Origin of the sequence: Dyella sp. SG562 (assembly GCF_011759495.1) — a bacterium.
GTDB classification, from domain to species: domain Bacteria; phylum Pseudomonadota; class Gammaproteobacteria; order Xanthomonadales; family Rhodanobacteraceae; genus Dyella_D; species Dyella_D marensis.
In genome coordinates this window covers 25,636-50,702 of the sequence record NZ_JAAOYS010000008.1, presented here as the reverse complement: position 1 = coordinate 50,702, position 25,067 = coordinate 25,636, and the positions used below count along the sequence as shown (strand labels likewise).

Annotated in this window: 21 protein-coding genes; 14 read left to right on the top strand and 7 right to left on the bottom strand. The window is 65.1% G+C overall.

Annotated features, from left to right (window positions below; all coding sequences use genetic code 11):
• Nucleotides 1-23 precede the first annotated feature (23 nt).
• From FHW84_RS15210 to FHW84_RS15195, 3 genes are all read right to left on the bottom strand, one after another.
• The gene (locus FHW84_RS15210) at nucleotides 24-356 is read right to left on the bottom strand and encodes a hypothetical protein (RefSeq protein WP_167256825.1); all 333 of its coding nucleotides are present in this window, start codon (nucleotides 354-356) and stop codon (nucleotides 24-26) included.
• A 1,808-nt stretch (nucleotides 357-2,164) separates the two neighbouring features.
• Nucleotides 2,165-2,512 (bottom strand): hypothetical protein, encoded by a 348-nt coding sequence (locus FHW84_RS15200; protein WP_167256823.1) that lies wholly within the window; start codon nucleotides 2,510-2,512, stop codon nucleotides 2,165-2,167.
• Nucleotides 2,513-2,934: 422 nt separating this feature from the next.
• A complete protein-coding gene (locus FHW84_RS15195; RefSeq protein WP_167256822.1) occupies nucleotides 2,935-3,417 on the bottom strand; it encodes a hypothetical protein in 483 nt (160 codons plus the stop codon).
• A 1,460-nt stretch (nucleotides 3,418-4,877) separates the two neighbouring features.
• Here FHW84_RS15195 and FHW84_RS15190 point away from each other — a divergent pair.
• The 11 genes from FHW84_RS15190 (at nucleotide 4,878) to FHW84_RS15140 (ending at nucleotide 16,710) form a co-directional block, all read left to right on the top strand.
• Entirely contained in the window at nucleotides 4,878-6,470 is a 1,593-nt protein-coding gene (locus FHW84_RS15190) for an alpha/beta fold hydrolase (RefSeq protein ID WP_167256821.1), read from the top strand.
• A 917-nt stretch (nucleotides 6,471-7,387) separates the two neighbouring features.
• Entirely contained in the window at nucleotides 7,388-7,942 is a 555-nt protein-coding gene (locus FHW84_RS15185; protein WP_167256820.1) for an RNA 2'-phosphotransferase, read from the top strand.
• Nucleotides 7,943-7,976: 34 nt separating this feature from the next.
• Nucleotides 7,977-8,444 carry a nuclear transport factor 2 family protein gene (locus FHW84_RS15180; protein WP_167256819.1) on the top strand — a complete coding sequence of 156 codons (468 nt, stop codon included), beginning with the start codon at nucleotides 7,977-7,979 and terminating at the stop codon, nucleotides 8,442-8,444.
• Between the two features lie 145 nt (nucleotides 8,445-8,589).
• Nucleotides 8,590-8,964 (top strand): CopL family metal-binding regulatory protein, encoded by a 375-nt coding sequence (locus tag FHW84_RS15175; protein WP_167256818.1) that lies wholly within the window; start codon nucleotides 8,590-8,592, stop codon nucleotides 8,962-8,964.
• A gap of 64 nt (nucleotides 8,965-9,028) precedes the next feature.
• The gene (locus FHW84_RS15170) at nucleotides 9,029-10,306 is read left to right on the top strand and encodes a TolC family protein (protein WP_167256817.1); all 1,278 of its coding nucleotides are present in this window, start codon (nucleotides 9,029-9,031) and stop codon (nucleotides 10,304-10,306) included.
• Nucleotides 10,303-11,400, top strand: a complete 1,098-nt coding sequence (locus FHW84_RS15165) for an efflux RND transporter periplasmic adaptor subunit (RefSeq protein ID WP_167256816.1) — start codon at nucleotides 10,303-10,305, stop codon at nucleotides 11,398-11,400. The genes FHW84_RS15170 and FHW84_RS15165 overlap by 4 nt, the downstream gene beginning before the upstream one ends.
• Nucleotides 11,400-14,510: a CusA/CzcA family heavy metal efflux RND transporter gene (locus FHW84_RS15160; protein WP_167256815.1), complete on the top strand. Its 3,111-nt coding sequence runs from the start codon at nucleotides 11,400-11,402 to the stop codon at nucleotides 14,508-14,510. The genes FHW84_RS15165 and FHW84_RS15160 overlap by 1 nt, the downstream gene beginning before the upstream one ends.
• Before the next feature lie 199 nt (nucleotides 14,511-14,709).
• Complete coding sequence (locus FHW84_RS15155) at nucleotides 14,710-15,396, top strand: sigma-70 family RNA polymerase sigma factor (protein ID WP_167256814.1); 687 nt, start codon at nucleotides 14,710-14,712, stop codon at nucleotides 15,394-15,396.
• A 14-nt stretch (nucleotides 15,397-15,410) separates the two neighbouring features.
• Nucleotides 15,411-15,773: a hypothetical protein gene (locus FHW84_RS15150; protein ID WP_167256813.1), complete on the top strand. Its 363-nt coding sequence runs from the start codon at nucleotides 15,411-15,413 to the stop codon at nucleotides 15,771-15,773.
• Nucleotides 15,770-16,336 (top strand): hypothetical protein, encoded by a 567-nt coding sequence (locus tag FHW84_RS15145; RefSeq protein WP_167256812.1) that lies wholly within the window; start codon nucleotides 15,770-15,772, stop codon nucleotides 16,334-16,336. The genes FHW84_RS15150 and FHW84_RS15145 overlap by 4 nt, the downstream gene beginning before the upstream one ends.
• A 23-nt stretch (nucleotides 16,337-16,359) precedes the next feature.
• A complete protein-coding gene (locus tag FHW84_RS15140) occupies nucleotides 16,360-16,710 on the top strand; it encodes a hypothetical protein (RefSeq protein WP_167256811.1) in 351 nt (116 codons plus the stop codon).
• Between the two features lie 4 nt (nucleotides 16,711-16,714).
• On the opposite strand, the gene FHW84_RS15135 is transcribed toward FHW84_RS15140, so the two are convergent.
• Genes FHW84_RS15135 through FHW84_RS15125 form a run of 3 tightly spaced genes read right to left on the bottom strand, consistent with a single transcriptional unit; the run spans nucleotide 16,715 to nucleotide 19,099 of the window.
• On the bottom strand, nucleotides 16,715-17,068 hold the full coding sequence (locus tag FHW84_RS15135; protein ID WP_167256810.1) for a hypothetical protein: 354 nt from the start codon (nucleotides 17,066-17,068) through the stop codon (nucleotides 16,715-16,717).
• 26 nt (nucleotides 17,069-17,094) lie between these two features.
• Nucleotides 17,095-17,862 carry a LytTR family DNA-binding domain-containing protein gene (locus FHW84_RS15130; protein WP_167256809.1) on the bottom strand — a complete coding sequence of 256 codons (768 nt, stop codon included), beginning with the start codon at nucleotides 17,860-17,862 and terminating at the stop codon, nucleotides 17,095-17,097.
• Nucleotides 17,855-19,099 (bottom strand): histidine kinase, encoded by a 1,245-nt coding sequence (locus tag FHW84_RS15125; protein ID WP_167256808.1) that lies wholly within the window; start codon nucleotides 19,097-19,099, stop codon nucleotides 17,855-17,857. The genes FHW84_RS15130 and FHW84_RS15125 overlap by 8 nt, the downstream gene beginning before the upstream one ends.
• A 337-nt stretch (nucleotides 19,100-19,436) precedes the next feature.
• On the opposite strand from FHW84_RS15125, the gene FHW84_RS15120 reads away from it, so the two are divergent.
• On the top strand, nucleotides 19,437-21,392 hold the full coding sequence (locus FHW84_RS15120) for a trehalase family glycosidase (RefSeq protein WP_167256807.1): 1,956 nt from the start codon (nucleotides 19,437-19,439) through the stop codon (nucleotides 21,390-21,392).
• Between the two features lie 579 nt (nucleotides 21,393-21,971).
• Here the strand turns inward: FHW84_RS15120 and FHW84_RS15115 are convergent.
• Complete coding sequence (locus tag FHW84_RS15115) at nucleotides 21,972-22,445, bottom strand: Lrp/AsnC family transcriptional regulator (RefSeq protein WP_167256806.1); 474 nt, start codon at nucleotides 22,443-22,445, stop codon at nucleotides 21,972-21,974.
• Nucleotides 22,446-22,608: 163 nt separating this feature from the next.
• Here FHW84_RS15115 and ald point away from each other — a divergent pair, with 163 nt between their 5' ends.
• Both ald and FHW84_RS15105 read left to right on the top strand, forming a co-directional pair.
• Nucleotides 22,609-23,727, top strand: coding sequence for an alanine dehydrogenase (gene ald / locus FHW84_RS15110; protein WP_167256805.1), 1,119 nt, complete (start codon nucleotides 22,609-22,611; stop codon nucleotides 23,725-23,727).
• Nucleotides 23,728-23,917: 190 nt separating this feature from the next.
• The gene (locus FHW84_RS15105) at nucleotides 23,918-25,012 is read left to right on the top strand and encodes a YXWGXW repeat-containing protein (protein ID WP_167256804.1); all 1,095 of its coding nucleotides are present in this window, start codon (nucleotides 23,918-23,920) and stop codon (nucleotides 25,010-25,012) included.
• The last annotated feature ends 55 nt before the right edge of the window (nucleotides 25,013-25,067 follow it).

Sequence of the window (25,067 nt, the reverse complement as noted above, 5' to 3'; positions counted from 1 at the left end):
CCGCCAGCAGGTTTCAGACGTCTCTAGTTGTCGACGCCATCGCACACCACGTCGCTGGACTCCTCGCCAGGATGCTCAGCCGCATCGCGCACCTGTTCCCATTGCATGCGCAGATGCGCCTGCGCGGCGCAGCGTGCGCCCATATCGATCAGGGCGGCGATGCCATCCAGCATGATCGGCAGGCGCCGCGCATCCGCGCCGCCGCGCTCGTGGACGCGCTCGGAGAGGAACTGGAGGGAAACATGGGCGTACGCCAGCCATTCGGTGGCGTCGTTGAGCAAGGCATCCGGGCCCGCGTCGGGGTCGGAGTAGTAGTGGGTGTGACGGGTGATCCACGGCTCGCCGTACATGTTCATAAGCAACTCCTTGCCAAGGGAATGCCGCGCCCTCGCTCCGAGAACGGCACGCCGCCAGACAGCACGGCGTGCCGCGACCACACGGACTCGAAGGTTCACCGGTGGCCTGTGCTCAGGCCCCGGGCCGCTGGATTGATGAAGTGGGTTGCGGTGTCAGTGGGTTTCGCCGTTGCACGGGGCAACGCGCCGGGTGAATACGGCTCGGATAATTCCTGCGAAAACTCTTAAACCGCGGGGCTTCAACCCTGTCCGCTAGATCGTCGGACGGCCTGGGTATGCGGTGAGGAGGTGGCCGAGGGGATCGGCACGCGTGCGAATACCGTATGATCTTGGATAGCCATGATCAACTTCCTTTCAGTTGGTGATGGTTAGCGGGTCAGGGGTGTTTGCCGCACCCTTGGCCCGCGCTCTCACAGCATTGCTGCCATCGTTTCCCGCGTTGCGTCTTGACGTCACTGCGCGGGGAACATCTCGGAAGGTATCAAAGGCCAGTCGGCCTGTCTGTAGGTGCAACCGTGAGTTGCGCATGAGTGGTGTGATTTACAGAGTTGTCCGATGGTTTTCGGAGTATTCGCTGTTGAGGCACACGTCTCGCTGTTGAATCCGACGCTGAAGAATCCTGTCTTTGCTTCTTTGCCACTCAGGCCTCTGCCGGGCCAGCTTTGTGGCGAAAGCGATCATGTTCGCGCTCACTTCTTTCACCTTCGAGATCGCCGACTTTTCCAGGTGCGCTGTCGATGGTCAGGTGGCTCTATCTCGGCCTTCCGATCGTCCTTCAACTTCATCCTGGCCAGATGAATTACCGTGACCGCGCCTGCGACAGCGACTACGGCGTAGTCAACCCAGCCCCAACTGTGCCAACCAGAACCCACGAAGGCTGCGAGTATCGACGTTGACTCGATTGCGAACATCGATGCCGCTCCTAAAAAAATAATTCCAACGGGTCTAAACGGGGTAAGGTTCACTTATTGCACGCCGCTGTGCATGCGCCAACCCATACAATGCGCCAGGACCATTTCAGACCATGGCGGGGCACGTGCCGGCCCAAGAAAACGGAACTAAAGTAGGCACCATCTATCGTTGTTGAGGCGTAGCCAATGATAAGAATGCCCTGCTATCGAGTTTTACACTCTTACGTCCACTTCGGCCGAATTGGGGTTCTTGCTGAATTCGGGTGCGATTCGGATTTCGTGGCGAAATCCGGGGAATTTCGAACATTCATCAATGATGTGACGATGCATATCGCTGCCAATGTAGCAACGGATCTTGAATCGTTACATGCAGAGCCATTTTTGAAGGATGATTCTCGAACAGTACGCGACATGCTGGACGAGGCGTCGCGTCAGTTCAGGGAGGACATCTGCGTGCTGCGGTTCGTTCGGTGGTCAGTCGATGATCATGAACGGCCCTTTGAATCGATGCCTCCACGAAGTCCGGCAGCAGTTTATCCGGCCTAAACGGGGTCAGGTTGGCCCACCCCGACTTCACGGACACCACCCGATGAGCGTGGCGTCACCCTTCCGATTCGTGGCAAACCACTTCAATGTTGTGCCCATCTACTCCGGACAGGGGTGGCTCTTGTGGATTGCGGTGAGAGCTGAGGCTTTGTGTTAGGTCCACATATCACCACACCAAAACAGCCGATCGCTTTGGCAACAGCGAGGGCTCGGTAGCTGAGCATGCGGCTGCGATGAGTAGACTCAAGGCAATCCAGGCCTTCTTCATACACAAATCCCTGTGGTTGAGAAAAGTTTTCGCGGATGATAGCGCCAACCCTACACGCGCCCGCTTTGGGTCGGAAGCGGACGTTATGGAGCTAGTTGCTCAGCCCGCTCCAAGAACAAGCTCTGCAATTCTCCCGCGAGATTTCGCGCACCAAATGTCAAGCGAAATTCACCTTCAACCCCTTCTAGCGCGCATGTTCCATCGATAACGCCCAACACATTGGCGGTCGTATCGATAGCGACCTGACGCGTCAGTTCTATAAGCACTTCCCGCTGATCTGAGTTCAGATCACTGAAGACCGTTAGAACACGCTTCCAATACGGGTCGGACGCTCCGCTCGGGTCAGCATTCAATAAAAGGGCCCGATAAATCGCGTTGTTCTCCTCTACGACAGCGACATTGAGTTTCGAAACAAAGCTCTCTGGCGTCATATCGATTTTCCTCGCCGTATCTAGATCGTTAGGTAATCCTGAAGCTACACGCGCATGGTGCCATGCCTCCATCCAAGTGTGCGCTTCGGGTCGAAAGCGGACCTACCTAGTTGGAGCCATCGCACAGAGGATCGTCCAAGCCGTTGGGCCAAACAGATAGTCCAGGCAGGTCATTCAGCCACTTCTCCAGCGCTTGCGCCTCAGCCTTCGATGCGACGCACACGTCTCCACAGGCGTATGCACTTTCGACTCCGTCAACCGCGAGGACAGAATCAACCACCAACCGGCCGGAAAACCCTGCCGGCGGAACTTGGATAGCAATTTCGGATAAGTCGATACTCGCCCCTGGTCCACTCGGAGTCGCAACGTCTATACCGCCGTTCGCATGACCGTAGGATTCGCCTGCGTAGAAGATGCTGAAATCAATTCGGACCATCCTCTTCCCCTATCACTTTCGCGGTGTCCGCCATGAGTCGGAACCAGATGACTACACCGAAGACTCCTGCCAAAAGGATGAAGATGTGCGTCCATAGATAAGGCCATCGCCTGCCTATGCCGTCGACCTCATAGGAGAAGCTGTATTGACGCTTGGTGATATGAACATCTGGGTCGAGCATGTACTCGCCAAACTGGTCCCCGAACGGAACGAAGTCCCCCATGTTCCCGTCCAAATTCTTAATGCGATAGTGAGTGACGCAGCGATTGTTGAGCGGCTGCTGACAGACTCGATAGGAACTTTCGACGGTAAAATCGGCCGAAAACAGAAATGTGTCCGAAATCCTTTGCGCGCACGTAACGATCGCGAAGACGCTCAAGCAAATGAAGATAAGCATCGGGACAAAGGCGCGGTACTCCTTCTCGACGTCCCCATTCTCATCGTCAGGCACGGCACCTCCGACACTCATCAGTCGCTCCTTCTTAGATCCACTTAGCCTTTCAAACTGTCCTCTACCGCCGCATAGACAACATTCTGACCGTTCGCCTTGCGTCGAAAGCGCTTACTTACCGTACTTGTGAATAAGCCCACCAAGGAGGCCGATGAGACCCCCTCCCACCCATAGATTCCGGAGCTCGGATACCTCCGACTCGGTGTAGTACACGACCACACCGTGGTTGTTCCTAGGTATGACGTGGCCAGTTGTCGGCTCCGGTGAGCGCGGCAGGGAGACTTGATAGCTTCGCTCCAAGGCGAAGCCATATAAGGGGCCAGAAAGACCCACTATCACCAGAGCATTTGCTACTACCTCTTTCCATTTCATAGCGCATGTCACCAAGCACTGAAGCTGTTGATAGTAAGGACACACTACTCCAGGCACCTAAACGAGGTAAGGTTCACTTCTTGCACGCAGCTACACACCCGCCCACACAATGCGCCGGAACCATTTCAGACAAGGATGTAAAACTCTTCAGACCCCCGTCGCAGCTTCGCCGTCTTGCATAAGGCGTGAAGGCCAGCCGATACGGACAAGCAGCCCATCTGGCCCACATACCCCTACTTCATAGAGACCCCATTCGCGGTGTCGCAGAACGCCTCCGGGTCGGATGACAAGGTCATCCACCCGCGCAGCGATTGCGTCCACGTCCGGCGTGCGAATGAACACCCCGAAGGGGTTGTGCTCTGCCGGAACGGCCCAGGGGCCAGTTCCTGCCTGGGTCAGGTGCACCTCGCAGCCCCAGCCGCTCATGATCAAGTAGTTAGCGTCACCACCTGTGCGGACAAAGCCCAGTCGCTCCCAAAACGCTAGTGCGGCATGCAGATCGTTACTGGGAACGATGGCGAACGCACCTATGGTGGCGGGAATGGGCATACATCTACTCCGGACGGGGGCGGTTCTTGTGGGTTGCGGTGAGAGCTGAGGCCTTGCGTTAGGTCCGCTTCGGGTCGGAAGCGGACTAGTGCTAAGACAGCTACCAGCCGCGCGTGAAGGCGTAGAGGGCAAAACACCAACAGTAAACACCAGCGCCTATTTCAGTGCGCAATACGTAGGCAAAAATAAGAGTTCCCGCAATCCACCCAAGCCAATATTTTGCGACGGACGCCCAGCCTAGCTGCTTATTGCGTAGCGCCGTGAAGACGAGCATCCCCACGAAACCAAGAATGAAATTCACCAAGCCCCCTTTCATGGAAAAGTTACGTGCCGCTGTTGCACTAAGTGGCACCTGTGGCCTAAACAGGAGCAGGTCCACTCCTGGCAACTCGCAACGATCTATCTTGCCAGATTAGCCCCATCCCTCTCACGAGCCAGCCCTCCTGAACATGCCATAGGTCCCACCGACTTCCGGCACACCCGCCCCGCCCGCCACAGTGAAAGACTTCAGCGGATGCCGTAGTTGACGCTCGGACAACGTCCACGAGGAGAGGCGCATGAAGGTGAGCTGCCGGGGAGTCGCACTCATTTTGCTGTTGGGCGCCGCCTGTGGCGCGGCCATGGCCGATGGCGCCAAGCCTATAGCGCCACCATTGTGGGGGACTTTGACGGCGGGCCACGACGTGGTGGGTTTCCACCGCACGTTTGTCTTCGACCGCAGCCGAACCTGGATCCAGACCCGGGCACCGGACGGCACATTCACGCCGGATAGAAACGGCCGGCCGATCCAGATCAACGTTTGGTACCCAGCAGTTCCGACCAAATCGGATGCCATGCGCCTGGGCGACTACGTCGAGCAAAACGCGCCGGCGGAGTTCTCGGACCTCAATCACGAAATGCTGTTGCGCAACCGCGACGCCGTCGGCGAGCCCTTCACTGCCGATGCGACAAAGCAGCTCCTCGCCATGCCGATGGCTGGCCACCTGGACGCCAAGCCCACCCCGCAGCGGCCTCCCTTGATACTTCTCGCAGGCGGCCTGAGCGCGGACATCAATGTCAAAGTCGTGCTTGCCGAATATCTCGCGAGCCATGGCTACGCAGTCGCCAGCGTTTCCCTGTTGGGGCACAACGCCGAGGAGATGGCGCCCTTCCGCTCCAGCGCCAATACGGAAGCCGGGGTGCGCGATCTGGAATTCGCCATCGCGCTGCTCTGCCAGGCCAAGGACGTCGATTGCGATCGTATCGGCGTTGCCGGCCACAGCCTCGGCGCGGTCCAGGCGGTATTGCTGGGGCAGCGCAATGGCAACGTCGCGGCGGTCATCGCGATGGACGGCACTTACGCGTTCAAGGGAAACGAATCCGCGCTCACCGCGGCGTACGGGTTCGATCCGAAAGCGTCACGGTACGCGTTGCTCGACCTGCGCCGGAAGCAAGGCATGCAATCGGCCGATCTGAATTTCGCCCCGATCGACGGCATGCGTTATGCCGATCGCACCTACGTGCAGCTCAACCTGATGCACCACAGCGACTTCACTTCATTTTCCATGACGGCAGACGCGATGCATCTGCCCACCAAGGCCGAATACAACGGTACCGGCTGGACCCGGGCGACGGCGCGGCAAGGCTATGAGCAATCGTCCCGGATCGCGCTCGCCTTTCTCAATCAACACGTCCTGGGCGATCCCACCGCCGCCACGCAGCTGTCCAGCCTTCTGCAATCCGGCACCGTCGCTTCGTCCCACCACGAAAACGCCCTGGCCGCCCCACCCCGCCTCACGGACGTGGTCACGTTGGCGCAGCAAGGCAAGGCGGCGTCGATCAAATCGATGTACCAGACGGCTTGCGCCGGTGAGCCCATGGAACAGTGCGTCGACCAGGATGCTTTCAATAATCGCGCGTACGACGAATTGAAGGCGAAGCGGCCCGAGATCGCGATGGTGCTTTTTGATCTCGTCGCGTGGTCGCATCCGGCATCGGCTAATGCACAAGACAGCTTGGCGGATGGGTACCTGGCGCTCGGGCAGAAAGATGGGGCGCGGGAGGCTTCGAGGAAGGAATTGGCGTTGCTAGACGGCGATCCGTCGTTGGATGGGGCGACGCGGCAGCGGTTGAGGGTTGCTGCTGAGAAGCGACTCAAGGACTTGCAATAACTACTTATTAGGTCGGGAGCGGACAAACCACTCTCATAGAAACTGAATCTCACTCAGGGCTTCCACAATGGAGGATGGAAGCACGGTCAGTTGCGTTGGCCGGACGGTAACCTCAGGATGCCACCCGGCATGCTCATAAGCGCCGCAACCATTGCACCATTCCCATAGGCCACGACCACCATCGTGCCAACGGAACAGCTCAATACATCCGCAGAGAGGGCAAGGAGAGCCCACCCGGATCTTTGACGGATTGTTGGAAAAAGCTGCGCGCCACTCCGCCGAACTTTGGATTGGCACGCCCTTCCAAGCCTCTACTTTCGCCGGCAACATCATTCGGTCTCCGTTCGTCATCCATTGACCGCTCCGGGTCTCAAGCGGACAGGCCGATCATTCCGATATCGGGTACACAAGCAAAGACCCTGCCCAGCACAGGTAGAGAGCAAGCACCGCAACGCTTGCGTAGAAGATCGTCCGATTTCGTCCGGCCATCGCGGCCGCCCGGACCTTTGGCGACAACAACATCGCTACGGCGGCCATCCCTATGGCGGCAAGCAATGCCCCCACTCCAAAAATAAGGTACTCAGCACCTGGCACCAGCCATTGGACCGCAAACGGCAAAACCAAGACGTAAGCACCGATGAGCACTGCGACAGCCAAATACCTCGTATGGACAGACACGATCATTCCACCGATTAGGATGAGGCTTCCACTGCACCGTACAAATAAACACTCCATATGACCGCTTCGAGCCCAAAGCTGACCATTAGATCGCGACCAGATTACTGCTCCCCTTAAAAACAGGGTCAGTCCACCCTGACCCTGTTATTGCTGTCATTGCATTGCCCCTGCGAACTTGAATATCCAGCCACTCCCCCGGATCATCCCGCGCCAATGGAAACCAGCCCCGTTACGCGCCCATGAGCGACCACCATACCCGCACCAGCAAATTCCTCAGCTACGTGCTCCGCCACGAACCCCAGTCCATCGGACTGACCCTGGACAGCGAAGGCTGGGTCGATCTCGATGCCTTGATCGACGGCGCCACAGGGTCCGGACAACAGCTCGACCGCGCGCTGATTCATGCAGTAGTGGCGGGCAACGACAAGAAGCGCTTTGCCTTGTCCGACGACGGCAAGCGGATCCGTGCCGTGCAGGGGCATTCCATCCAGGCGGTAGCCATTGCCTATGAAGCCAGGACTCCCCCGGCAATGCTTTACCACGGCACGGCCACGCGGTTTCTGGCGTCGATCCTTGCCGAGGGCCTGCGCCCCGGGCAGCGGCATCACGTACACCTTTCCGAGAACCTGGCTACCGCGACCGAGGTCGGGCGCCGCTATGGCGAGCCGGTGATTCTCGGCGTCGACGCCGATGCCATGCACGCCCACGGCTTTGCCTTCTTTCAGGCGGATAATGGGGTGTGGCTGACGGAGCAGGTGCCTGTAGCCTTCCTGCACCGGCTGCCCGACGCATAAACCGCTGTCCTCCTCTCCATCCCCGAGGTGCCGCATGAACACCCGTCCTCCCCTGCCTCCCTTCACCCTCGAAACCGCCCTGCAGAAAGTGCGACTGGCCGAGGATGCGTGGAATACGCGCGACCCGGAGCGCGTCGCCCTGGTCTATACGGAAGACACGCACTGGCGTAATCGTGCGGAGTTTCTCGACGGCCGCGAGGCGGTGAAGGCCTTCCTGCGCCGCAAGTGGGACCGCGAGCTCGATTACCGGCTGATCAAGGAACTATGGGCATTCGGCGGGCATCGGATCGCCGTGCGTTTTGCCTACGAATGGCACGACGATGCGGGCCAGTGGTATCGCAGCTACGGCAACGAGAACTGGGAGTTCAACGACGACGGCTTGATGGTCAACCGCCACGCCAGCATCAACGACAAGCCGATCGCCGAATCGGAGCGCAAGTATCACTGGCCGCTGGGGCGGCGGCCGGATGGGCATGCGGAGTTGAGCGAATTGGGGTTCTAAAGCAAGGCGCTATTTAGTTCGTGTCGACCGTCGGCGCGCTGCTCCGCCCGGCCCCCTCACCCCAGCCCTCTCCCCGGAGGGGAGAGGGGGCCAGGCGTTGAGTGAAATTGTCTAACACGGGGCCTGCCTTTTACGATCCCGCACCATGTCCCGCGCATCCACGCCATTGCTGTCGCAGCTGCGCCGCTTCCGCGGCCTGTGGCTGCTCGCCGTGTTCGCGCTGATGGTCAAGCTGGTCGGCGGCTCGCTGTGCGCGGCCGATGGCCTGCAGTATGCGGCCAAGGACATGCAGCGCTCCGCTCTCGTTCAAGCCGCTGCCGCCAGCGACGACGGCGGTGGCGATTGCCTGCTGGGCGAAGGCGGTTCCTGCCATTGCGCCTGTACGCATGCAGTGCCGCTACCGGCGATGGTGAGCTTCCACCTCGCCGCCGAAACGCTTCCCTCCGAGCTTCCCGCAGCCGCGTCCGGACATCGCGCCGAACGCACGGCCACCTTGCTGCGCCCGCCCATCGCCGCCTGAAAACCCTCGACACCGCCGCGCTCTCCGGGCGCGGCGCCCTGATGGTTTTTAGGAGACGCTATTTATGTCCGTGCTACGTGCAGCCCTGCTGGGGGTTGCTTGCATGCTTTGCGCCGGTACCGCCTGGGCGGCGGCCGCGCAGGAAAACGCCGGCCAGCCGGCACTGTTCGCCAATCCTTCGCTGCGGCAGGCGGTTCGTTCGGTATGGGACGGCAGTCCCGACGTGCAGGTCGCGCGTGCCGAGCTCAACGCCGCTCAGGCGCGTGCGCGTGCCGCCGCACAGCCGTTGTACAACCCCACGCTGGCCCTCGATGCGGAGAATGCCGACGTCAACCGGCGCACGATGGGCCTGAGCCTTGCGCTCGATCTCTCCGGCAAACGCCGCGCGCGCTCCGAACAAGGCTCCGCACAGTTGCAGGCCAGCCAGGCCGGCTACGACCTGCTGCGCCGGGATGTCGCCACGCGCTGGCTGAAAGCGTGGTCGACGCTGTCGCTTGTCGCCGGGCAACGCCAGCTCGGCGAACGCCGCGTGGAACTGATGCGCCGCTTCGACGAACTCGCGGCGCAGCGCCTGAAGGTCGGCGATATCAGCAGCCCGGAACGCGACCTCGCCGGGCTGGCGCTGGGCGAAGCGCAGATCCAGCAGGCTTCGCTGATTGGCAACGAAGCCGCGGCGATGGCGACGCTGGCCTCGATCAGCCAGGACGCCGCGGCCAGCGCAGGCAATCTGCCGAACGCTTTGCCGCCCGCCTCCGCCACCATCGCGCCGCTCGCATTCGACGACTATCCCGAACTGGTCAGGGCACGCGCACTGCAGGCCGGCGCCGAAGCCGGCGTACAGGTGGCGCAACGCGCGCGGATGCCCGATCCGACGGTAAGCCTCACCGGTGGCCAGGTGCGCAGCGGCCCGGTCAACGACCGCGTCATCGGCGTCAGCGTCTCCTTCCCGCTGCCCGTGCTGAACACCGGCCGCGCCGAAGTGGATGCCGCACGCGCGGAAGCGGACGCCGCTTCCGCCGGCGTGCGCGCGCAACAGCTGGCGGCCAAGGCCCGCCTGCGCGAAACGCAGGCGCGCTACGACGCGCTGCTCGGCGCCGCGCAGGCCTTCCGCATCAGCCGCGCCGCGGCCTTCGACGAGCGCACCGCACTGCTGGAAAAACTCTGGCGCGCCGGCGAACTCGGCACCTCGGACTATCTGGTCCAACTCAAGCAAAGCCTCGACACCGCGCTGTCCGGCCTCGACCTGCAAGCCCAGGCCTGGCAGGCCTGGTTCGACTATCTCTCCGCCGCCGGCCGCCTGACCGACTGGATCGACGGCGGCAACAAGGATGCCTCCCCATGAGCCGCCCCCTGCTCCGCTCGCTGTTGTTCTCGCTCGCCCTCACCGCCATTGCGGCCCACGCCGAGGGCGGCAGGGAAACGCCAACCGCCAACCCGCTCGCGCTCGATGCGCCGGCGATCAAGCAAGCCGGCATCGTGCTGGCCAAGCTCGGAACGCGTCCGCTCACCGACGAAATCAAGGCGCCCGGCGAAGTGAAAGCCGACGCCTACTCCACCGTGCTGGTGGCGCCGCGCATCGAATCGATGGTGCTCAAGCGGCTGGTCAAGCTGGGCGACGTGGTCAAGGCCGGCCAGCCGCTGGTGGTGCTGTCCAGCGTGCAGGTGGCCGAAACGCAGGGCGCGCTGATCGTCGCCGAACAGGACTGGCAGCGCGTCGCCTCGCTCGGCGCGCAGGCCGTCTCCGGTCGCCGCTACACCGAAGTGAAAGTGCAGCGCGACCAGGCGCAGGCCAAGCTGCGCGCGTACGGCCTTTCGGACGGCCAGATCAAGAGCGTGCTGCGCAACGGCTCGGCCCGCGCCGACGGCAGCTATGAACTGCTCGCGCCCACCGACGGCCGCATCACCACCGACCAGTTCCTGGTCGGCGAGCGCGTCGACGCCGGCCGCATGCTGTTCACGCTGATCAAGGAAGACTCGGTATGGGTCGAGGCGCAGCTGCCGCCCGCCGATGCCGAACGCATCAGGCCCGGCGGCGATGCGCGCATCCTGGTCCATGGCAGCACCCTGCCCGGCACCGTGGTGCAGCGCTCGCACCAGACCGACGAACGCACCCGCACCGTGCCGGTGCGCATCGAAGTCGACAACCGCGGCGACCTGCTGCACCAGGGTGAATTGGTGGACACGCGGCTCGCGGTCGGCGCGGGCAAGCCGGTGCTGGCGGTGCCGGCAGAGGCGGTGATCCTGCTGCAGAACCAGAGCACCGTGTTCGTCGCCAAGGGCAACGGCCAGTTCGAGCCGGCGCCGGTGATCGCCGGCGAGACGCGCGACGGCTGGGTGGAAATCAAGGACGGCCTCAAAGCCGGCGCCACCTACGTGAGCAAGGGCGCCTTCGCCTTGAAGGCGCGGTTGCTGCGCGCGCAGCTGGGAGAAGAATGATGCTCGGCCGCCTCGTCGAAGTCTCCCTGCGCTACAAGCTGCTGGTGCTGATCCTGTTCCTGATCGTCGGCGTGGCCGGCTACCAGGCGGTGCGCTCGCTGCCGATCGATGCGTTTCCGGATGTCACGCCGGTGCAGGTCAACGTCTACACCGAAGCGTCCGGCCTGGCCGCGGAAGATGTGGAGCAACTGCTGACCACGCCGGTGGAATCCGCGCTGGCCGGCCTGCCCAAGGTGCAGGAGATCCGCTCGGTCAGCCTGTTCGGCCTGTCCTATGTGTCCGTCTATTTCGAGGACGCCATGGACATCTATTTCGCGCGCCAGCTGGTCAACGAACGCCTGCAGCAGGTGGGCGACCGCCTGCCCGCCGGCTACGGCAAGCCGGAGATGGGCCCCAATACCTCGGGCCTGGGCCAGGTGTTCTGGTACACGGTGGAACGCGCGGACAAGCAGCTGAAGAACGCGCCCGGCGACATGGACCTGCGCACCCTGCAGGACTGGAACATCCGCCTGATCCTGCGCACCGCGCCCGGCGTCGACGACGTCACCTCGTGGGGCGGCCAGGAAAAGCAGTACCAGGTGCGTATCGACCCCATGAAGCTGATCGCGCACAACCTCGGCTTCAGGCAGGTGATGGAAGCGCTGGAAGCGAACAACGCCCAGGTCGGCGGCAACTTCGTCGACGTCGGCCGCGAGCAATACCTGGTGCGCGGCCTGGGGCTGGTCAAGGATGCACGCGACCTCGGCAATATCGTGCTCAAGACCGAGGACGGCACGCCGGTCTACGTGCGCGACGTCGCCAGCATCGTCGAAGCCGGCGCGCCACGCACCGGCGCGGTCACCCGCGACGGCAAGGAAGTGGTGATGGGCCAGGCGCTGGCGCGCATCGGCGAAAACGCCAAGGACGTGGTGGACGCGGTGAAAGCCAAGCTCGCCACCGTGGAGCAGGCGTTGCCGGAAGGCGCGGTGGTGAAGCCGGTGTACGAGCGCACCGAGCTGGTGAACAAGGCGGTGGGCACCGCGGTGCGCGCGCTGGTCGAAGGCTCCATCCTGGTCGCCATCGTGCTGTTCCTGTTCCTGGGCGAACTGCGCAGCGCGCTGGTGGTGGTGATCGCCCTGCCGCTGGCGATGCTGATCGCGTTCATCTGCATGGAGCAGGCGGGGCTGTCCGCCAACCTGATGTCGCTGGCGGGGTTGGCGATCGGCATCGGCATGATGGTGGATGGCGCGGTGGTGATGGTGGAGAACGCCTTCCGCATCATGGCCGAACGCAAGGCGCACGGCCTGCCGGTGGACCGCACCGCCGCCGTGCTCGCCGCGGCGCGCGAGGTGGCCAATCCGATCGCGTTCGCGATCCTGATCATCATCGTGGTGTTCCTGCCGCTGTTCAGCCTGCAGGGGCTGGAAGGCAAGATGTTCAAGCCGATGGCCTTCAATATCAGCTTCGCCATGGCCGGCTCGCTGATCCTGGCGCTCACCCTGATTCCGGTGCTGGCCGCGCTGGTGCTCAAGCCCAAGGAGGAAAAAGACACGCGCCTGGTGGCCTTCCTGAAGCGCCGCTATGCGCGCGTGCTCGACTGGTCCTTGGCAAGGCGCCGCACGGTGGTGGCCATCGCGCTGGCGGCATTGGCCGGCAGCCTGGCGCTGTTCCCCTTCCTGGGCAAGGAGTTCATGCCCAATCTCAAGGAAGGCTCGATCATGTGGCGCATCACCTCGATCCCCTCGGCCTCGCTGGATGAATCCATCGCCATCTCGCAGCAGGTGGAGGCGCTGATCAAGCAGAAATTCCCCGAGGTCGACACCACCCTGGCCATGATCGGCCGCGCCGAGAAAGGCGAGACGGCGGACGTCAACTATATGGAGGTGTACACGCCGCTCAAGCCCAAGGAGCAATGGCGCAAGGGGCAGACGCTGGAAAGCATCGAGGCGGCCATGCAGCAGGAGCTGAGCGCCGCCTTGCCTACCGCGGTAGTGAGCTACACCCAGCCGATCCAGATGCGCATCGAGGAACTGATCTCCGGCGTGCGCGCCACCCTGGCGCTCAAGCTCTACGGCGACGACCTGGGCGAACTGGACCGGCTCAGCGGCCGCATCAAGGACGTGCTGGCCGGCGTGCCCGGCGTCGCCGACCTGGCCCTGGAAGCGAACCTCGGCAAGCCGCAGATCCGCATCCGCGTCGACCGCGACGCGCTGGCGCGCTATGGCCTGAATGCGCAGGACGTGCTGACCGTGGTGAAGAACGGCATCGGCGGCGAACCGGTGTCCACCTTGCTGGACGGCGTGCGCCGCTTCGATATCGCGGTGCGGCTGGACGACGCCAGCAAGGCCTCGCTGCCGGCGCTGGAGCGCATTCCGATCCGTTCGGCCAGCGGAGCGCTGGTGCAGCTGGCGCAGGTGGCCGAAGTGACGCAGGCCGAAGGCTATTCGTTTATCCGCCGCGAGCAGCTGCAGCGTTATGCGGTGATCCAGATGGACGTGCGCGGCCGCGATATCGACGGCTTCGTGCGCGAGGCCAATGCCGCCATCGCGCAGAAGTTGAAGCTGCCCACGGGCTACTACACGGAATGGGGCGGCGCCTTCGAGAACCAGCAGCGCGCCCTGCAGCGCCTGGCGCTGATCGTGCCGGCGACGATCTTCTTCATCTTCATCCTGCTGTACACGGCGTTCAATTCGATGAAGTACGCGGCGTTGATACTTGCCAATGTGCCGTTCGCCACCATCGGCGGCATCGTCGGCCTGGCCATCACCGGGCAATACCTGTCGGTGCCGTCGGCGATCGGCTTTATCGCGGTGTTCGGCGTGGCGATGCTCAACGGCATCGTGCTGGTGAGCTTCCTCAACGAGCAGCGCGGCCAGGGCCTAAGCGTGCGCGAGGCGGTGCTGCGCGGCACGGCGCTGCGGCTTCGGCCGGTGCTGATGACGGCGAGCGTGGCGATCCTGGGCCTGGTGCCGATGCTGCTGTCCAGCGGCGTGGGGGCGGAGACGCAGCGGCCGCTGGCGACCGTGGTGGTGGGCGGGCTGATCACCTCGACGCTGTTGACGCTGGTGTTGTTGCCTACCTTGTATGAATGGCTGGAGTTGCGGGCGGAGAGCAAAGCGCGCAACGACTGAACTCTGAGCCCCTCTCCCGCCGGGAGAGGGGTTGGGGTGAGGGTACGGGCGGAGCGAGACGCCCCACTCCGCCCGTACCCTCATCCGGCTGCCGCCACCTTCTCCCGGAGGGAGAAGGATCCAACGCCGCAACGCTTAACCCCATTCCTCACAGGGCAGCGAATACCCTGTTACTCCCCCCGAGGAACGGATGCCCCCCATGACCGCCCACGCCCTCCCCTTCGATTCGCCCCTGGCCGGCCCCATCGGCTTTTTGCAGTCGCAATGGCCCTGGCTGGCCAAGGACGAGGCGGTGATGCCGCCGCCGCTGCGCATCGACGGGCGCAGCGACGAGGACTGCATGGCGCGCTACCAGGACGGCGACGAACGCTCCTTCCGCGTGCTCTACCTGCGCTACCGCGACCGCCTCTACCGCTACGCCCTGCGCCTGGCCGCGCATCCGCAGGAGGCGGAGGAAGTGTTCCAGGAAGTGTGGCTGGCGGTGGTGCGCGGCAAGAGCGGCTATGCGCCGGGTGCTTCGTTCGCCGCGTGGCTGTTCTCGATCGCCCATCGCCGCGCCGCCGACCGCTGGCGCTCGCTGGCCCGCCATGCGCCGGACGGCATCCATGCCGCCGACGCGGAAGAGACCGAGGCAGTGCACGAGAACACCGCCTCCATCGCCCTCCCGCCCGATGGCCACGCCCATAACGACGCACTGGGCAACGCCCTGCAGCAGGCCGTGCGCGCCTTGCCGCTGCCGCAGCGCGAGGCCTTCCTGATGAAGGCCGAAGGCGGCCTGAGCCTGGAAGACATCGCCCTGGCCACCGGCGTGCCGCGCGAAACCGTCAAGAGCCGCCTGCGCTACGCCCAGCAGCGCCTGCGCGAAGCCCTCCAACCCTGGTTGTGAACGGAGCACCGGCCATGCATCACGACAACGACGACGTCCTCGACGAACTGGTCGCGCTGTACCGCCAGAGCGCGAACGAAACCGCGCCGCGCCGGGTGGATGCCAAGGTGCTGCGCGCCGCCGAAGCGCGCCGCCTGCACCGCGCCTGGCCCTGGCTGGGCCTGGCCATGGCGGCCAGCTTCGCGCTGTGGCTGATGGTGTTCCACGCCATGCCGATGCCGCCGGCGCCGCCGGTGCAGGCGCACCACGACGCTACCGCCACCTACCTGCTGCACATGGACATCCGGCCGCCGCAGCAGCACGCCGACGGGCTGTCGCACACCGCCGCCTACCTGTACGCCGACATCAACAGCAACAGCCTGGAGAACGCTCCGTGACCCACCGCCTCGCCTTCGCTCTCGCCACCGCGCTCCTGGCCGTCTCGCTGCATGCCGGCGACGCGCCGAAGGGCTGGTTCCCGGCCGGCTCCTCGCCCGACAGCTACGACATGGGCGTGCAACCCGGCGACCGCCATGCCGGCGACCGCAACGCGTATATCCGCGCGCAGGCCCAGCATCGCGGCTTCGGCACGCTGATGCAGACCATCGGCGCCGACGCCTACCGCGGCAAGCGCCTGCGCCTGTCCGGCTACCTGCGCACGCGCGACGCCAAGAGCGCGGCGATGTGGATGCGCATCGACGGCAACTTCCAGCAGACCCTGGGCTTCGACAATATGAGCAGCCGCACGCTCAGTGGCGACACCGAATGGAAGCGCTACGACATCGTGCTGGACGTGCCCGAAGGCGCGCAGGCGATCGCCTTCGGTTTCCTGCTGGAGGGCAAGGGCGAAGTGCTGGCCGACGATTTCCACATGGAGCCGGTGGGCAAGGATGTTCCGGTCACCGGCACTGACCGTCCCGCGCTGCCCGCCATGCCGTCCAACCTGGATTTCGCGCAATGACGCCCGCGGGAGGAAAGCGAATCATGAAGATGCCGCGCATCCTGCTCAGCGCCTTGCTGCTTGCACTGGCCATCACCGGCTGGGCCGGCGCCGCCGAACGCAGGCATGGTTGCGATACGAATCCCGCGGCCACGGCCACCCCGGCGCCCGATTGCCATGGCTCCGTTCCCAGGCTGCTGAACTGGAGCGAGGCCTACGAAAAAGAACAGCGCGCCGCGCAGCATGCCGATACGCCACCGCCCGAGATCCAGCAGGATGCGGGCCAGCGCATGGCCGGAACGATCCTGCTGCCGCTGCGCATGACCGCGGACCATGCGCTGTCGCTGCTGGATTTCCTGGTGCGGCTGTGCGTGCAGTCGATCCTCGGGCCTTGAGGATTCAGCGCACGCTTTTGCAATCGGCCTGCACCGCCTCGCCCTGCGCGCTTACGCAAGGGCGGAATCCTGCCGGCAGGCCGACGATCTCCCTGCTCGCACCTTGAGCCAGGGCGAAGCGCTCCGGCGGCTTGTCGCAATTGGCGGAAGGGACGACGCAGGCCGGATCGAACAGCGCGAAATGGCATACCCCCGTGGCGCTGGCCAGGCATATGAATTTCGCCACGCCGGCACGCAGTTCGATCCTGCCGTGCACGATGTCGCGTCCGCCCGCGTCGCTGCGGATGTCGGTGACCTGGCCGCCGGTGCAGCCGGCCACGGCGAGGAGGTAGTAAATCAGAGCCAGTACGTTGCGCATGGTGAGCTCTCCTGGGCGGCGCCGCGTCACATGTTGCGGAACAGCAGCATGAAGGGCTGGCTGACCAGCAAGGTCTCCGGACGCTGGCGCAGGCGCAGCGTGCCCTTGCCGCTGTCGTCGCGGATCACGGCCGCCACCGCTTTCAGGTTGACGATGGTGGAGCGGTGGATCTGCTTGAACACGGCCGGATCGAGCAGGCCCAGCAGTTCGCGGATCGGCTTGCGCATCAGCGCCTCGCCTTCGGCGGTCACCACCGTGGTGTATTTGTGGTCGGCGCGGAAATAAGCCACGTCGTCGATCATGATCAGCCGCGTTTCGCGGCCGGCGCTGGCGGTGATCCAGGTCAGCGGCGGCCGCGCCTCGGCGAAGCGGCCGGCATCGAGCTGGCGCACCAGCGCCGCCAGCGCCTCGCCCGCCAGGCCTTCGCCCGCGCTGCGCTGCTTGATCCGCTGCACGGTGGCGGCGAGGCGTTCCGGCGCAATGGGCTTCAACAGGTAATCCACCGCGCCGCGTTCGAACGCATCCACCGCGTATTGATCGTAGGCGGTGACGAACACCACCTGGGTGGCGGGGCTCGCTTCCGCCGCGGCGGCGGCGACTTCCAGGCCGGTGAGGCCGGGCATGCGGATATCCAGGAAGGCAACCTCGGGACGATGCTCGGCGATCGCTTCGAGCGCGGCGGCGCCGTCCTCGCATTCGGCCACGATCTCCAGCTCCGGCCACGCCTGCTCCAGCTGTTCGCACAAGGCCCGGCGCAACAGCGGTTCGTCTTCGGCAACGATGGTTTTAGCCATGGGCCACCGCCTTGGCAGGCACGGTGAGCGTTGCCGCCACGCCGCTGGGGAAGTTGGCGAGAATGGCCAGCGAAGCGGCATTGCCGTAGACCAGCCCTAAGCGTTCGCGCACGTTCTTCAGGCCGATGCCGGTGCCGCTGCCCGCTTCCGAAAAGCCTTGCCCGTCGTCCGCCACGGTGATCGCCACCGCATCGTCCTTGGCGCGGCCGAGCAGCCAGATGGTGCCGCCGCCGGGCTTGGGTTCCAGGCCGTGCTTGACCGCGTTTTCCACCAGGGTCTGCAGCATCATCGGCGGCAGCGGCGTGGCGAGCAGGTCCGGCGCCACGTCGATCTCCAGCTTCAGGCGGTCGCCCATGCGGATGCGCAATATCTCCAGATAGGCGCGCGAACGTTCCAGTTCGTCGGCCAGGGTGGACAGCGCATCGCCGGTGCGCGGCAGCGAGTGGCGCAGATAGGCAATGAGGTGGCCGAGCATTTCGTCGGCGCGGGCCGGATCGGTGCGCGTGAGGTATTGCGCGCTGGCCAGTGTGTTGTAGAGAAAGTGCGGTTCCACCTGCGCATGCAGCAGGTTCAGGCGCGCCACGGTGAGTTCCTTCTCGGTGGCGGTCTGCCGCGCCGCGGCCTGTTCGCCGCGGCGGCGCTCGGCCACGCGGCGGGTGATGGCGCGGGTGATGCCTTCGGCGTTCTCCAGGTTGGTGCCGTCGTCGACGCGGAACCAGTCGCTCCACGCGCCGCTGCACGGCTCGCAGATCAGGGTGACGCTGCTGCTGCCGTCGCCGGGCAGCACCGTGGCGAGGATCTGGTTGTCGCGATGGTTGAACCAGCCGAACAGCGAAAAGCGGCGTGGCTGGCGGTTGCCGTAGGGATCGATGCGGCGCACCTTGGCGCGCAGCTGCAGGCTGTCCGGCGCGCTCTCCACGTTCTCGCTGCGCGGCAGCTCGCGCACCGCCGCATCGAGCAGGCGGAAGGCCTCGCCGGCCTCGAACGGAATCTCGATCTGCCGGCGCTGGCGGCTGCTCAGGCTGCTGCCGTCGGCCCGGCCCATGATCAGCCGCACGCGCCGCACATGCGAGAACGCGCCGGTGATCACCATGCCGAGCAAGGCCATGCATAACAGCACGAAGGGCCAGGCCGGGCCGTGATAACCCTCGCTGATGCCGTTCCACACGATCACGGCAAGCATGAAGGCCAGGAACCAGGCGAGCGCCAGGCGGATGACGAAAAAGAAACTGGTCATGGAAGGCTTTCCCCGGAAGCGATGACGGGGCGGAGCATAGCCGGGGTACCGAGGATTGGGACTTCGCTTGTGACGGAAGGCCGTGGGCGCCGACGAAACGGGGGATCGGGGGATGAAGCCAAGCTCGTCATTCCGGCGCAGGCCGGAATCCAGTGGCGGCAGACTGCATACCGGCGAGGCGTCAAAGCGCTCGCCTTTGGGACTCACGGCGAAAGCCGGACGATATCGCTACTGGATTCCGGCCTGCGCCGGAATGACGGCCATGCGGCGAACGGCACAGGACAGCGCACCGCGTTTGCGGCAAAGATCGCCGGCTCCCCGCCACGAGTGCCCACGGATGCGCCGACCGCTGTTCGCCCTGCTGCTGGCCGCCACGCTCGCCCCAGGCGCGCAGGCTGGCGCGCCGGAGCGCTATCTCGACCTGCTGGACTTGCACGGCACGCCCACCTCGGCCACCGACCGCCGCTTCAACCTGTTCTTCGACGCCGGCGCCTGGCACGGCTACAGCCTGCCGGCGCGCGACGAAGGCACCGGCTTCAGCGGACCGTTCGTGCACAGTCTCGACGGCGGGCGCTGGGCGGGGCGGCGCTTCGCGGCCTGGACGCTGGAGAGCATTTCGGGCAAGCCGATCGCGCTGGCTTCAACGGAAAGCCACGCCGGCCCCGGCTATCTGGAACGCACGCATGCCGGTGGCGGCTTGTCGGTACGCGAAACCTTGTTCTTCGCCGACGCGTGGCATGCCGTCGCGCGCATCGAACTGAGCGCAACCGCAAGCCGCGACCTGCATCTGCAGGTGGAAGGCGAAGCGATGGGCGGCGCGCCGCGCGCGGACGATGGCGGCATCGTGCAGACGCTGGGTCGCCGCTCGTTTCTCGCCACGCGGCTGTTCGCCGGACGCGAGGTGGCGGCGAAGGCGGAAGGGCCGCGCTATCGACTGGAACCGGCCGGCCCGCTGCATGTGGAAGCGGGTAAGCCCGTCACGCTGTACGTCGAGCAGACCCTGGTGGTCGACAACGCACGCGAACAGCCGCCGCTGGTCGACCACGCCGACGCATGGCGGCGCAACCGCGCACGCTGGGACGGCTACCTCGCCTTCGCCGACACCGCCCACCTGGCCGGCGTGAGCGACGGCGACGCCCGCCGCGTCGCCACCAAGGCCGTAGCCACCCTGCTCGCCAACTGGCGCGCCGCACGCGGCGACCTCGGCCACGACGGCGTAATCCCTTCGTATTCCAACCCCGACTTCAACGGCTTCTGGGCCTGGGATTCGTGGAAGCACGCCGCCGCCCTCGCGCGCTTCGCACCGGATCTCGCCCGCGACCAGATCCGCGCCATGTTCGACCGCCAGCGCCCCGACGGCATGGTGCCGGACTGCGTCTACCTGGACGCCAAGGACAACAACTGGCGCAACACCAAGCCCCCTCTCGCCACCTGGGCCGTGCTGGCGGTGTACGACGCCACCGCCGACCGCGCCTTCCTCACCGAGATGTACGGCAAGCTCGCCCGCTACCACCGCTGGTGGTGGACCGCCCGCGATCACGACCACGACGGCCTGGCCGAATTCGGCTCCACCGACGGCACCCGCCTCGCCGCCGCCTGGGAAAGCGGCATGGACAACGCCGTGCGCTTCGACGGCGCAAAGATGCTGCCGAACGGCCCCGGCGCGTGGTCGCTGGACCAGGCCTCGGTCGATCTCAATGCCTATCTGTATCGCGAAGCCATCGACCTGGCGCGTATCGCCGAAGTGCTCGGCAAGGTGGACGACCACGCCGCGTGGATGAAGGAAGCGGAGCGCATCCAGACCGCGGTGCGCACACGCATGTTCGATCGCGAACGCGGCTATTTCTTCGATATCCACCTGAGCGACCGTTCGCCGGTGCGCGTGTATGGCGCCGAAGGCTGGACGCCGCTATGGGCCGGCCTTGCCGATGCTACGCAGGCGCGTGCGGTGAGCCAGGTGATGCTCGATCCGAAGAAGTTCGCCACGCGCATGCCGTTTCCCACGCTTGCTGCAGACGATCCGCACTTCTCGCCGATCAAGGGTTATTGGCGCGGCCCGGTGTGGCTGGACCAGGCGTATTTCGGCATGGAAGCGCTGCGGCGTCATGGCTACGCGCAGCAGGCGGATGAGATGGCGCGGCGATTGGTGCTCAATGCACGCGGTTTGACGGCGCAGGCACCGTTTTATGAGAACTACGATCCGTTGACCGGCAACGGCTACCAGTCGCCGAATTTCAGCTGGTCAGCGGCGGCGTATGTGTTGATGCTGACGCCGGCACGGAAAGCGCCGTAAATGCACCTCCAAGCGTACCGTAACGTTGGGGTTCGCCTGCGGCTCACCCCAACCTACGCCACGGCAAGAATTAACGTTGCGCTCCGCCCGGCCCCTCACCCTGCCCTCTCCCCGGAGGGGAGAGGGGTGTAGTGGTGAGGTAGGCAGGAACGAAGAGCCAGAGCTGGCCCCAGCACCTGAAAATCCTCTCGGCCACGGCACGTTGAAGCACCCGCTACGTAAACGCACTGCCGTTTCGTGTAGACCCAGGTTAATCAAGTTACCGCAGCCGCCCACTGCTCCTTCTAGTCGCGTCGCGAGCCTTGGCTCTTAGGCCATTCTCTCTTTGGTTACTTTCTCTTTGGGCCAGCAAAGAGAAAGTAACTCGGGCGCCGGCAGGCGTCCGAAATGCCCGCTGCATAAGCGGCCAAGTCGCGACAACCACACCTAGTCGCTACTGGATGATTCGCTTCGCTCACCCCTTCGGGGCCGCCCTACGGGCGTTCTTCGCGCTACGCGCTCGTCCGGCCTACGCCGGGATGACGAGTAGCGAGGCCCACGCCAGGATGACGAGCAAAGAGTCGCGCCCCGCGAAAAACATCACACCGGCAACGCCGTCGTCCTCTTCACCGTACGCAACGCCAACGTCGACTGCACCCTCACCACCCCAGGCAACTGCGTAAGAATATCCGTATGAATCCGCTCAAAATCCGCGGAATCCGCATACACCACCCTGACCATGTAATCGGCGGCGCCAGCCAACAAACAACACTCCGTCACCTCCGGATGCCGCTGAATCGCCGCCTCGAACGCATCCAGCGCCGCCCGCCCCTGCTGATCCAGCGTCACCAGCACGAACGCCGTCCCGGCCAACCCCGCGGCCTTCTCATCCAACAACATCACATAGCGCGAAATCAGCCCGCACTCCTCCAGCAGCTTCACCCGCCGCAGGCAGGCCGAGGGAGAGAGATTGATGCGGGTGGCCAGCTCCAGATTGGTCAGGCGGCCGTCTTCCTGCAGCAGCTTGAGGATGGCGCGGTCGCGGTCGTCGAGGCTTGGATCGAGGCTTGGCATAAATATCCGGACATTCGGCCATTCGTCGAATCAGGTTCGACATCTTAGCGCCAACCCTGCCCAAATGAGCGAGAAATTGCTCATCGCACCGATCATACTGCTGTGCTTCCGGCGCCCGTGCCGGAGCCAGTCGCCACCTCACTCCCAAGAGAGATTCCCAGCCATGCGCATCGGTGTACCGAAAGAGATCAAGAACCACGAATACCGCGTCGGCCTCGTCCCGTCGTCGGTGCAGGAACTGGTACACCACGGGCACGAAGTGCTGATCCAGGCCGGCGCCGGCCTGGGCGCCGGGCTGACCGACGCCGACTACGTCGCCGCCGGCGCCAGGATCGTCGACGGCGCGGACGCGATCTTTGCCGAGGCCGACATGATCGTGAAGGTGAAGGAGCCGCTGGCCGTGGAGCGCAAGAAGCTGCGCAAGGGCCAGATCCTGTTCACCTACCTGCACCTGGCGCCCGATGCCGAGCAGACCCACGACCTGATCGCCTCCGGCGCGGTCTGCATCGCTTATGAAACCGTCACCGCCGCCAATGGCGCGCTGCCGCTGCTGACCCCGATGTCCGAGGTCGCCGGCCGCCTCGCCCCGCAGGTGGGCGCGCATTCGCTGGAGAAGGCCCAGGGCGGCCGCGGCGTGCTGCTCGGCGGCGTGCCGGGCGTGCCGGCGGCGGAAGTGGTGATCCTGGGCGGCGGCGTGTCCGGCACCCATGCGGCCACCATTGCCGTGGGCATGGGCGCCAAGGTCACCGTGGTGGACCGCTCCGCCGACGCGCTCAAGCGCCTGGCCACGCAGTTCGGCACCTCGATCTCCACCGTGTTCTCCACCCGCTCGGCCATCGAGGAACTGGTGCGCCGCGCCGACCTGCTGATCGGCACCGTGCTGGTGCCGGGCGCCGCCGCGCCGAAGCTGGTGACCCACGACATGGTGCGCACCATGAAGCCGGGCTCGGTGATCGTCGACGTGGCGATCGACCAGGGCGGCTGCGTGGAGACCTCGCACGCCACCACCCATTCCGACCCGACCTACGTGGTGGACGGCGTGGTGCACTACTGCGTGGCCAACATGCCGGGCGCCGTGGCGCGCACGTCCACCTTCGCGCTCAACAGCGTGACCCTGCCCTTCACCCTGGCCCTGGCCAACAAGGGCTGGCAGAAGGCGCTGGCCGACGACGCGCACCTGCGCAACGGCCTGAACGTGATCGACGGCAAGGTGGTGTGCGAGCCGGTGGCCCAGGCGCACGGCCTGCCGTATGTGAAGGCGGAGACCGCGCTGGGCCTGTAAGCCGCGCGTTGCACGCAACACCCGAAAGACGGCGCCGCGAGGCGCCGTCTTTTTTTGCGCTGCGCGGCGCTACATGAACGCCCGGCGCGGCGGCGCGGAACCGCCCCTGAACTCCTCCCCCGCAGCGGTCAGCGCGGCGCCTCCCGCGCCGTTCTCATCACTGCAACGACGCCGCTGACGAGGAGTTGCCATGTCCTTCGCATCGAACCGCATTCCGTTCCGCACCCGCCTGTCGCACAGCCTGCTCGGCCTGGCCCTGCTGGCCGGCGGCGCCGCGGCGCTGCCCTCCACCGCGACGGCCGGCGTGTTCGTCTCCGTCAACATTGCCCCGCCGCCGCTGCCGGTCTACGTGCAGCCGCCGATCCCCGCGCCGGGCTATCTGTGGGTGCCGGGCTACTGGGCCTACGACGACGACGGCGGTTATTTCTGGGTGCCGGGCACCTGGGTTGAACCGCCTTACGCCGGCGCGCTGTGGACGCCGGCCTGGTGGGGCTGGAGCGGCGGCGCGTACGTGTTCCATACCGGCTACTGGGGGCCGCGCGTGGGCTTCTACGGCGGCATCAACTACGGCTTCGGCTACACCGGCGTCGGTTATGCCGGCGGCTACTGGAACCGCGACCGCTTCTACTACAACCGCAGCGTCAACAACGTCAGCACGCGCATCACCAACGTCTACAACAAGACGGTGATCAACAACGTCACGGTGAACCGCACCAGCTACAACGGCGGCCCAGGCGGCATCGCCGCGCGCGCCAATGCCCAGGAGCTGCAGGCCGCGCGCATGCAGCACAGCGGGCCGGTGGCGGCGCAGCGCCAGCAGATGAGCATGGCGGCGCAGAACCGCGAGCTGCGCGCGAGTGCGAACCACGGTGCGCCCGCCATCGCAGCGACGCCGCGTGCCGGTGCGTTCGCCGCGCGCGAAGCGATGCCCGCGCATGCGGCGATGGCGCCGGCCAACCTCCAGGCGCACGTGCCGCATGCCACGCTGCCGTCGGCCTCCTTCGCGCCTCATGCCAACCGTGCGCCGACACCGCAACCGCGTGGCCTCGACATGGCCTCGCCACGGCCGGCGCAGCCGATGCACAACACCGCACCGGCTTATCGCAACGAGGCGCCGCAGCGCGCTTCGTATGCGGGTGAGCGGGAAATGCCGCGCGCGCAGCCGTCACATGCCTATGCGCCGCAGGCGTACCACGCGGCGCCGATGTCGGCTTATCGCCCGCAGCAGGGTGGCGGGCATGCGCAGGCGCCGCGGGGGCATGAGGAATCGCACGAAAAGCACTGAAGCGCTGAACCCCCTCTCCCCGCTGGGGAGAGGGTTGGGGTGAGGGGGGCCTACG

Excerpts from the sequence above, each read along its gene's own strand:
- FHW84_RS15150 (WP_167256813.1), top strand. The coding sequence starts at position 15,411 with ATGCATCACGACAACGACGACGTCCTCGACGAACTGGTCGCGCTGTAC.
- FHW84_RS15190 (WP_167256821.1), top strand. The coding sequence starts at position 4,878 with ATGAAGGTGAGCTGCCGGGGAGTCGCACTCATTTTGCTGTTGGGCGCC.
- FHW84_RS15130 (WP_167256809.1), bottom strand. The coding sequence starts at position 17,862 with ATGGCTAAAACCATCGTTGCCGAAGACGAACCGCTGTTGCGCCGGGCC.
- FHW84_RS15160 (WP_167256815.1), top strand. The coding sequence starts at position 11,400 with ATGCTCGGCCGCCTCGTCGAAGTCTCCCTGCGCTACAAGCTGCTGGTG.
- FHW84_RS15135 (WP_167256810.1), bottom strand. The coding sequence starts at position 17,068 with ATGCGCAACGTACTGGCTCTGATTTACTACCTCCTCGCCGTGGCCGGC.
- FHW84_RS15175 (WP_167256818.1), top strand. The coding sequence starts at position 8,590 with ATGTCCCGCGCATCCACGCCATTGCTGTCGCAGCTGCGCCGCTTCCGC.
- FHW84_RS15140 (WP_167256811.1), top strand. The coding sequence starts at position 16,360 with ATGAAGATGCCGCGCATCCTGCTCAGCGCCTTGCTGCTTGCACTGGCC.
- FHW84_RS15185 (WP_167256820.1), top strand. The coding sequence starts at position 7,388 with ATGAGCGACCACCATACCCGCACCAGCAAATTCCTCAGCTACGTGCTC.
- FHW84_RS15115 (WP_167256806.1), bottom strand. The coding sequence starts at position 22,445 with ATGCCAAGCCTCGATCCAAGCCTCGACGACCGCGACCGCGCCATCCTC.
- FHW84_RS15200 (WP_167256823.1), bottom strand. The coding sequence starts at position 2,512 with ATGACGCCAGAGAGCTTTGTTTCGAAACTCAATGTCGCTGTCGTAGAG.
- ald (WP_167256805.1), top strand. The coding sequence starts at position 22,609 with ATGCGCATCGGTGTACCGAAAGAGATCAAGAACCACGAATACCGCGTC.
- FHW84_RS15120 (WP_167256807.1), top strand. The coding sequence starts at position 19,437 with ATGCGCCGACCGCTGTTCGCCCTGCTGCTGGCCGCCACGCTCGCCCCA.
- FHW84_RS15210 (WP_167256825.1), bottom strand. The coding sequence starts at position 356 with ATGAACATGTACGGCGAGCCGTGGATCACCCGTCACACCCACTACTAC.
- FHW84_RS15180 (WP_167256819.1), top strand. The coding sequence starts at position 7,977 with ATGAACACCCGTCCTCCCCTGCCTCCCTTCACCCTCGAAACCGCCCTG.
- FHW84_RS15155 (WP_167256814.1), top strand. The coding sequence starts at position 14,710 with ATGACCGCCCACGCCCTCCCCTTCGATTCGCCCCTGGCCGGCCCCATC.
- FHW84_RS15170 (WP_167256817.1), top strand. The coding sequence starts at position 9,029 with ATGTCCGTGCTACGTGCAGCCCTGCTGGGGGTTGCTTGCATGCTTTGC.
- FHW84_RS15165 (WP_167256816.1), top strand. The coding sequence starts at position 10,303 with ATGAGCCGCCCCCTGCTCCGCTCGCTGTTGTTCTCGCTCGCCCTCACC.
- FHW84_RS15195 (WP_167256822.1), bottom strand. The coding sequence starts at position 3,417 with ATGAGTGTCGGAGGTGCCGTGCCTGACGATGAGAATGGGGACGTCGAG.
- FHW84_RS15125 (WP_167256808.1), bottom strand. The coding sequence starts at position 19,099 with ATGACCAGTTTCTTTTTCGTCATCCGCCTGGCGCTCGCCTGGTTCCTG.
- FHW84_RS15105 (WP_167256804.1), top strand. The coding sequence starts at position 23,918 with ATGTCCTTCGCATCGAACCGCATTCCGTTCCGCACCCGCCTGTCGCAC.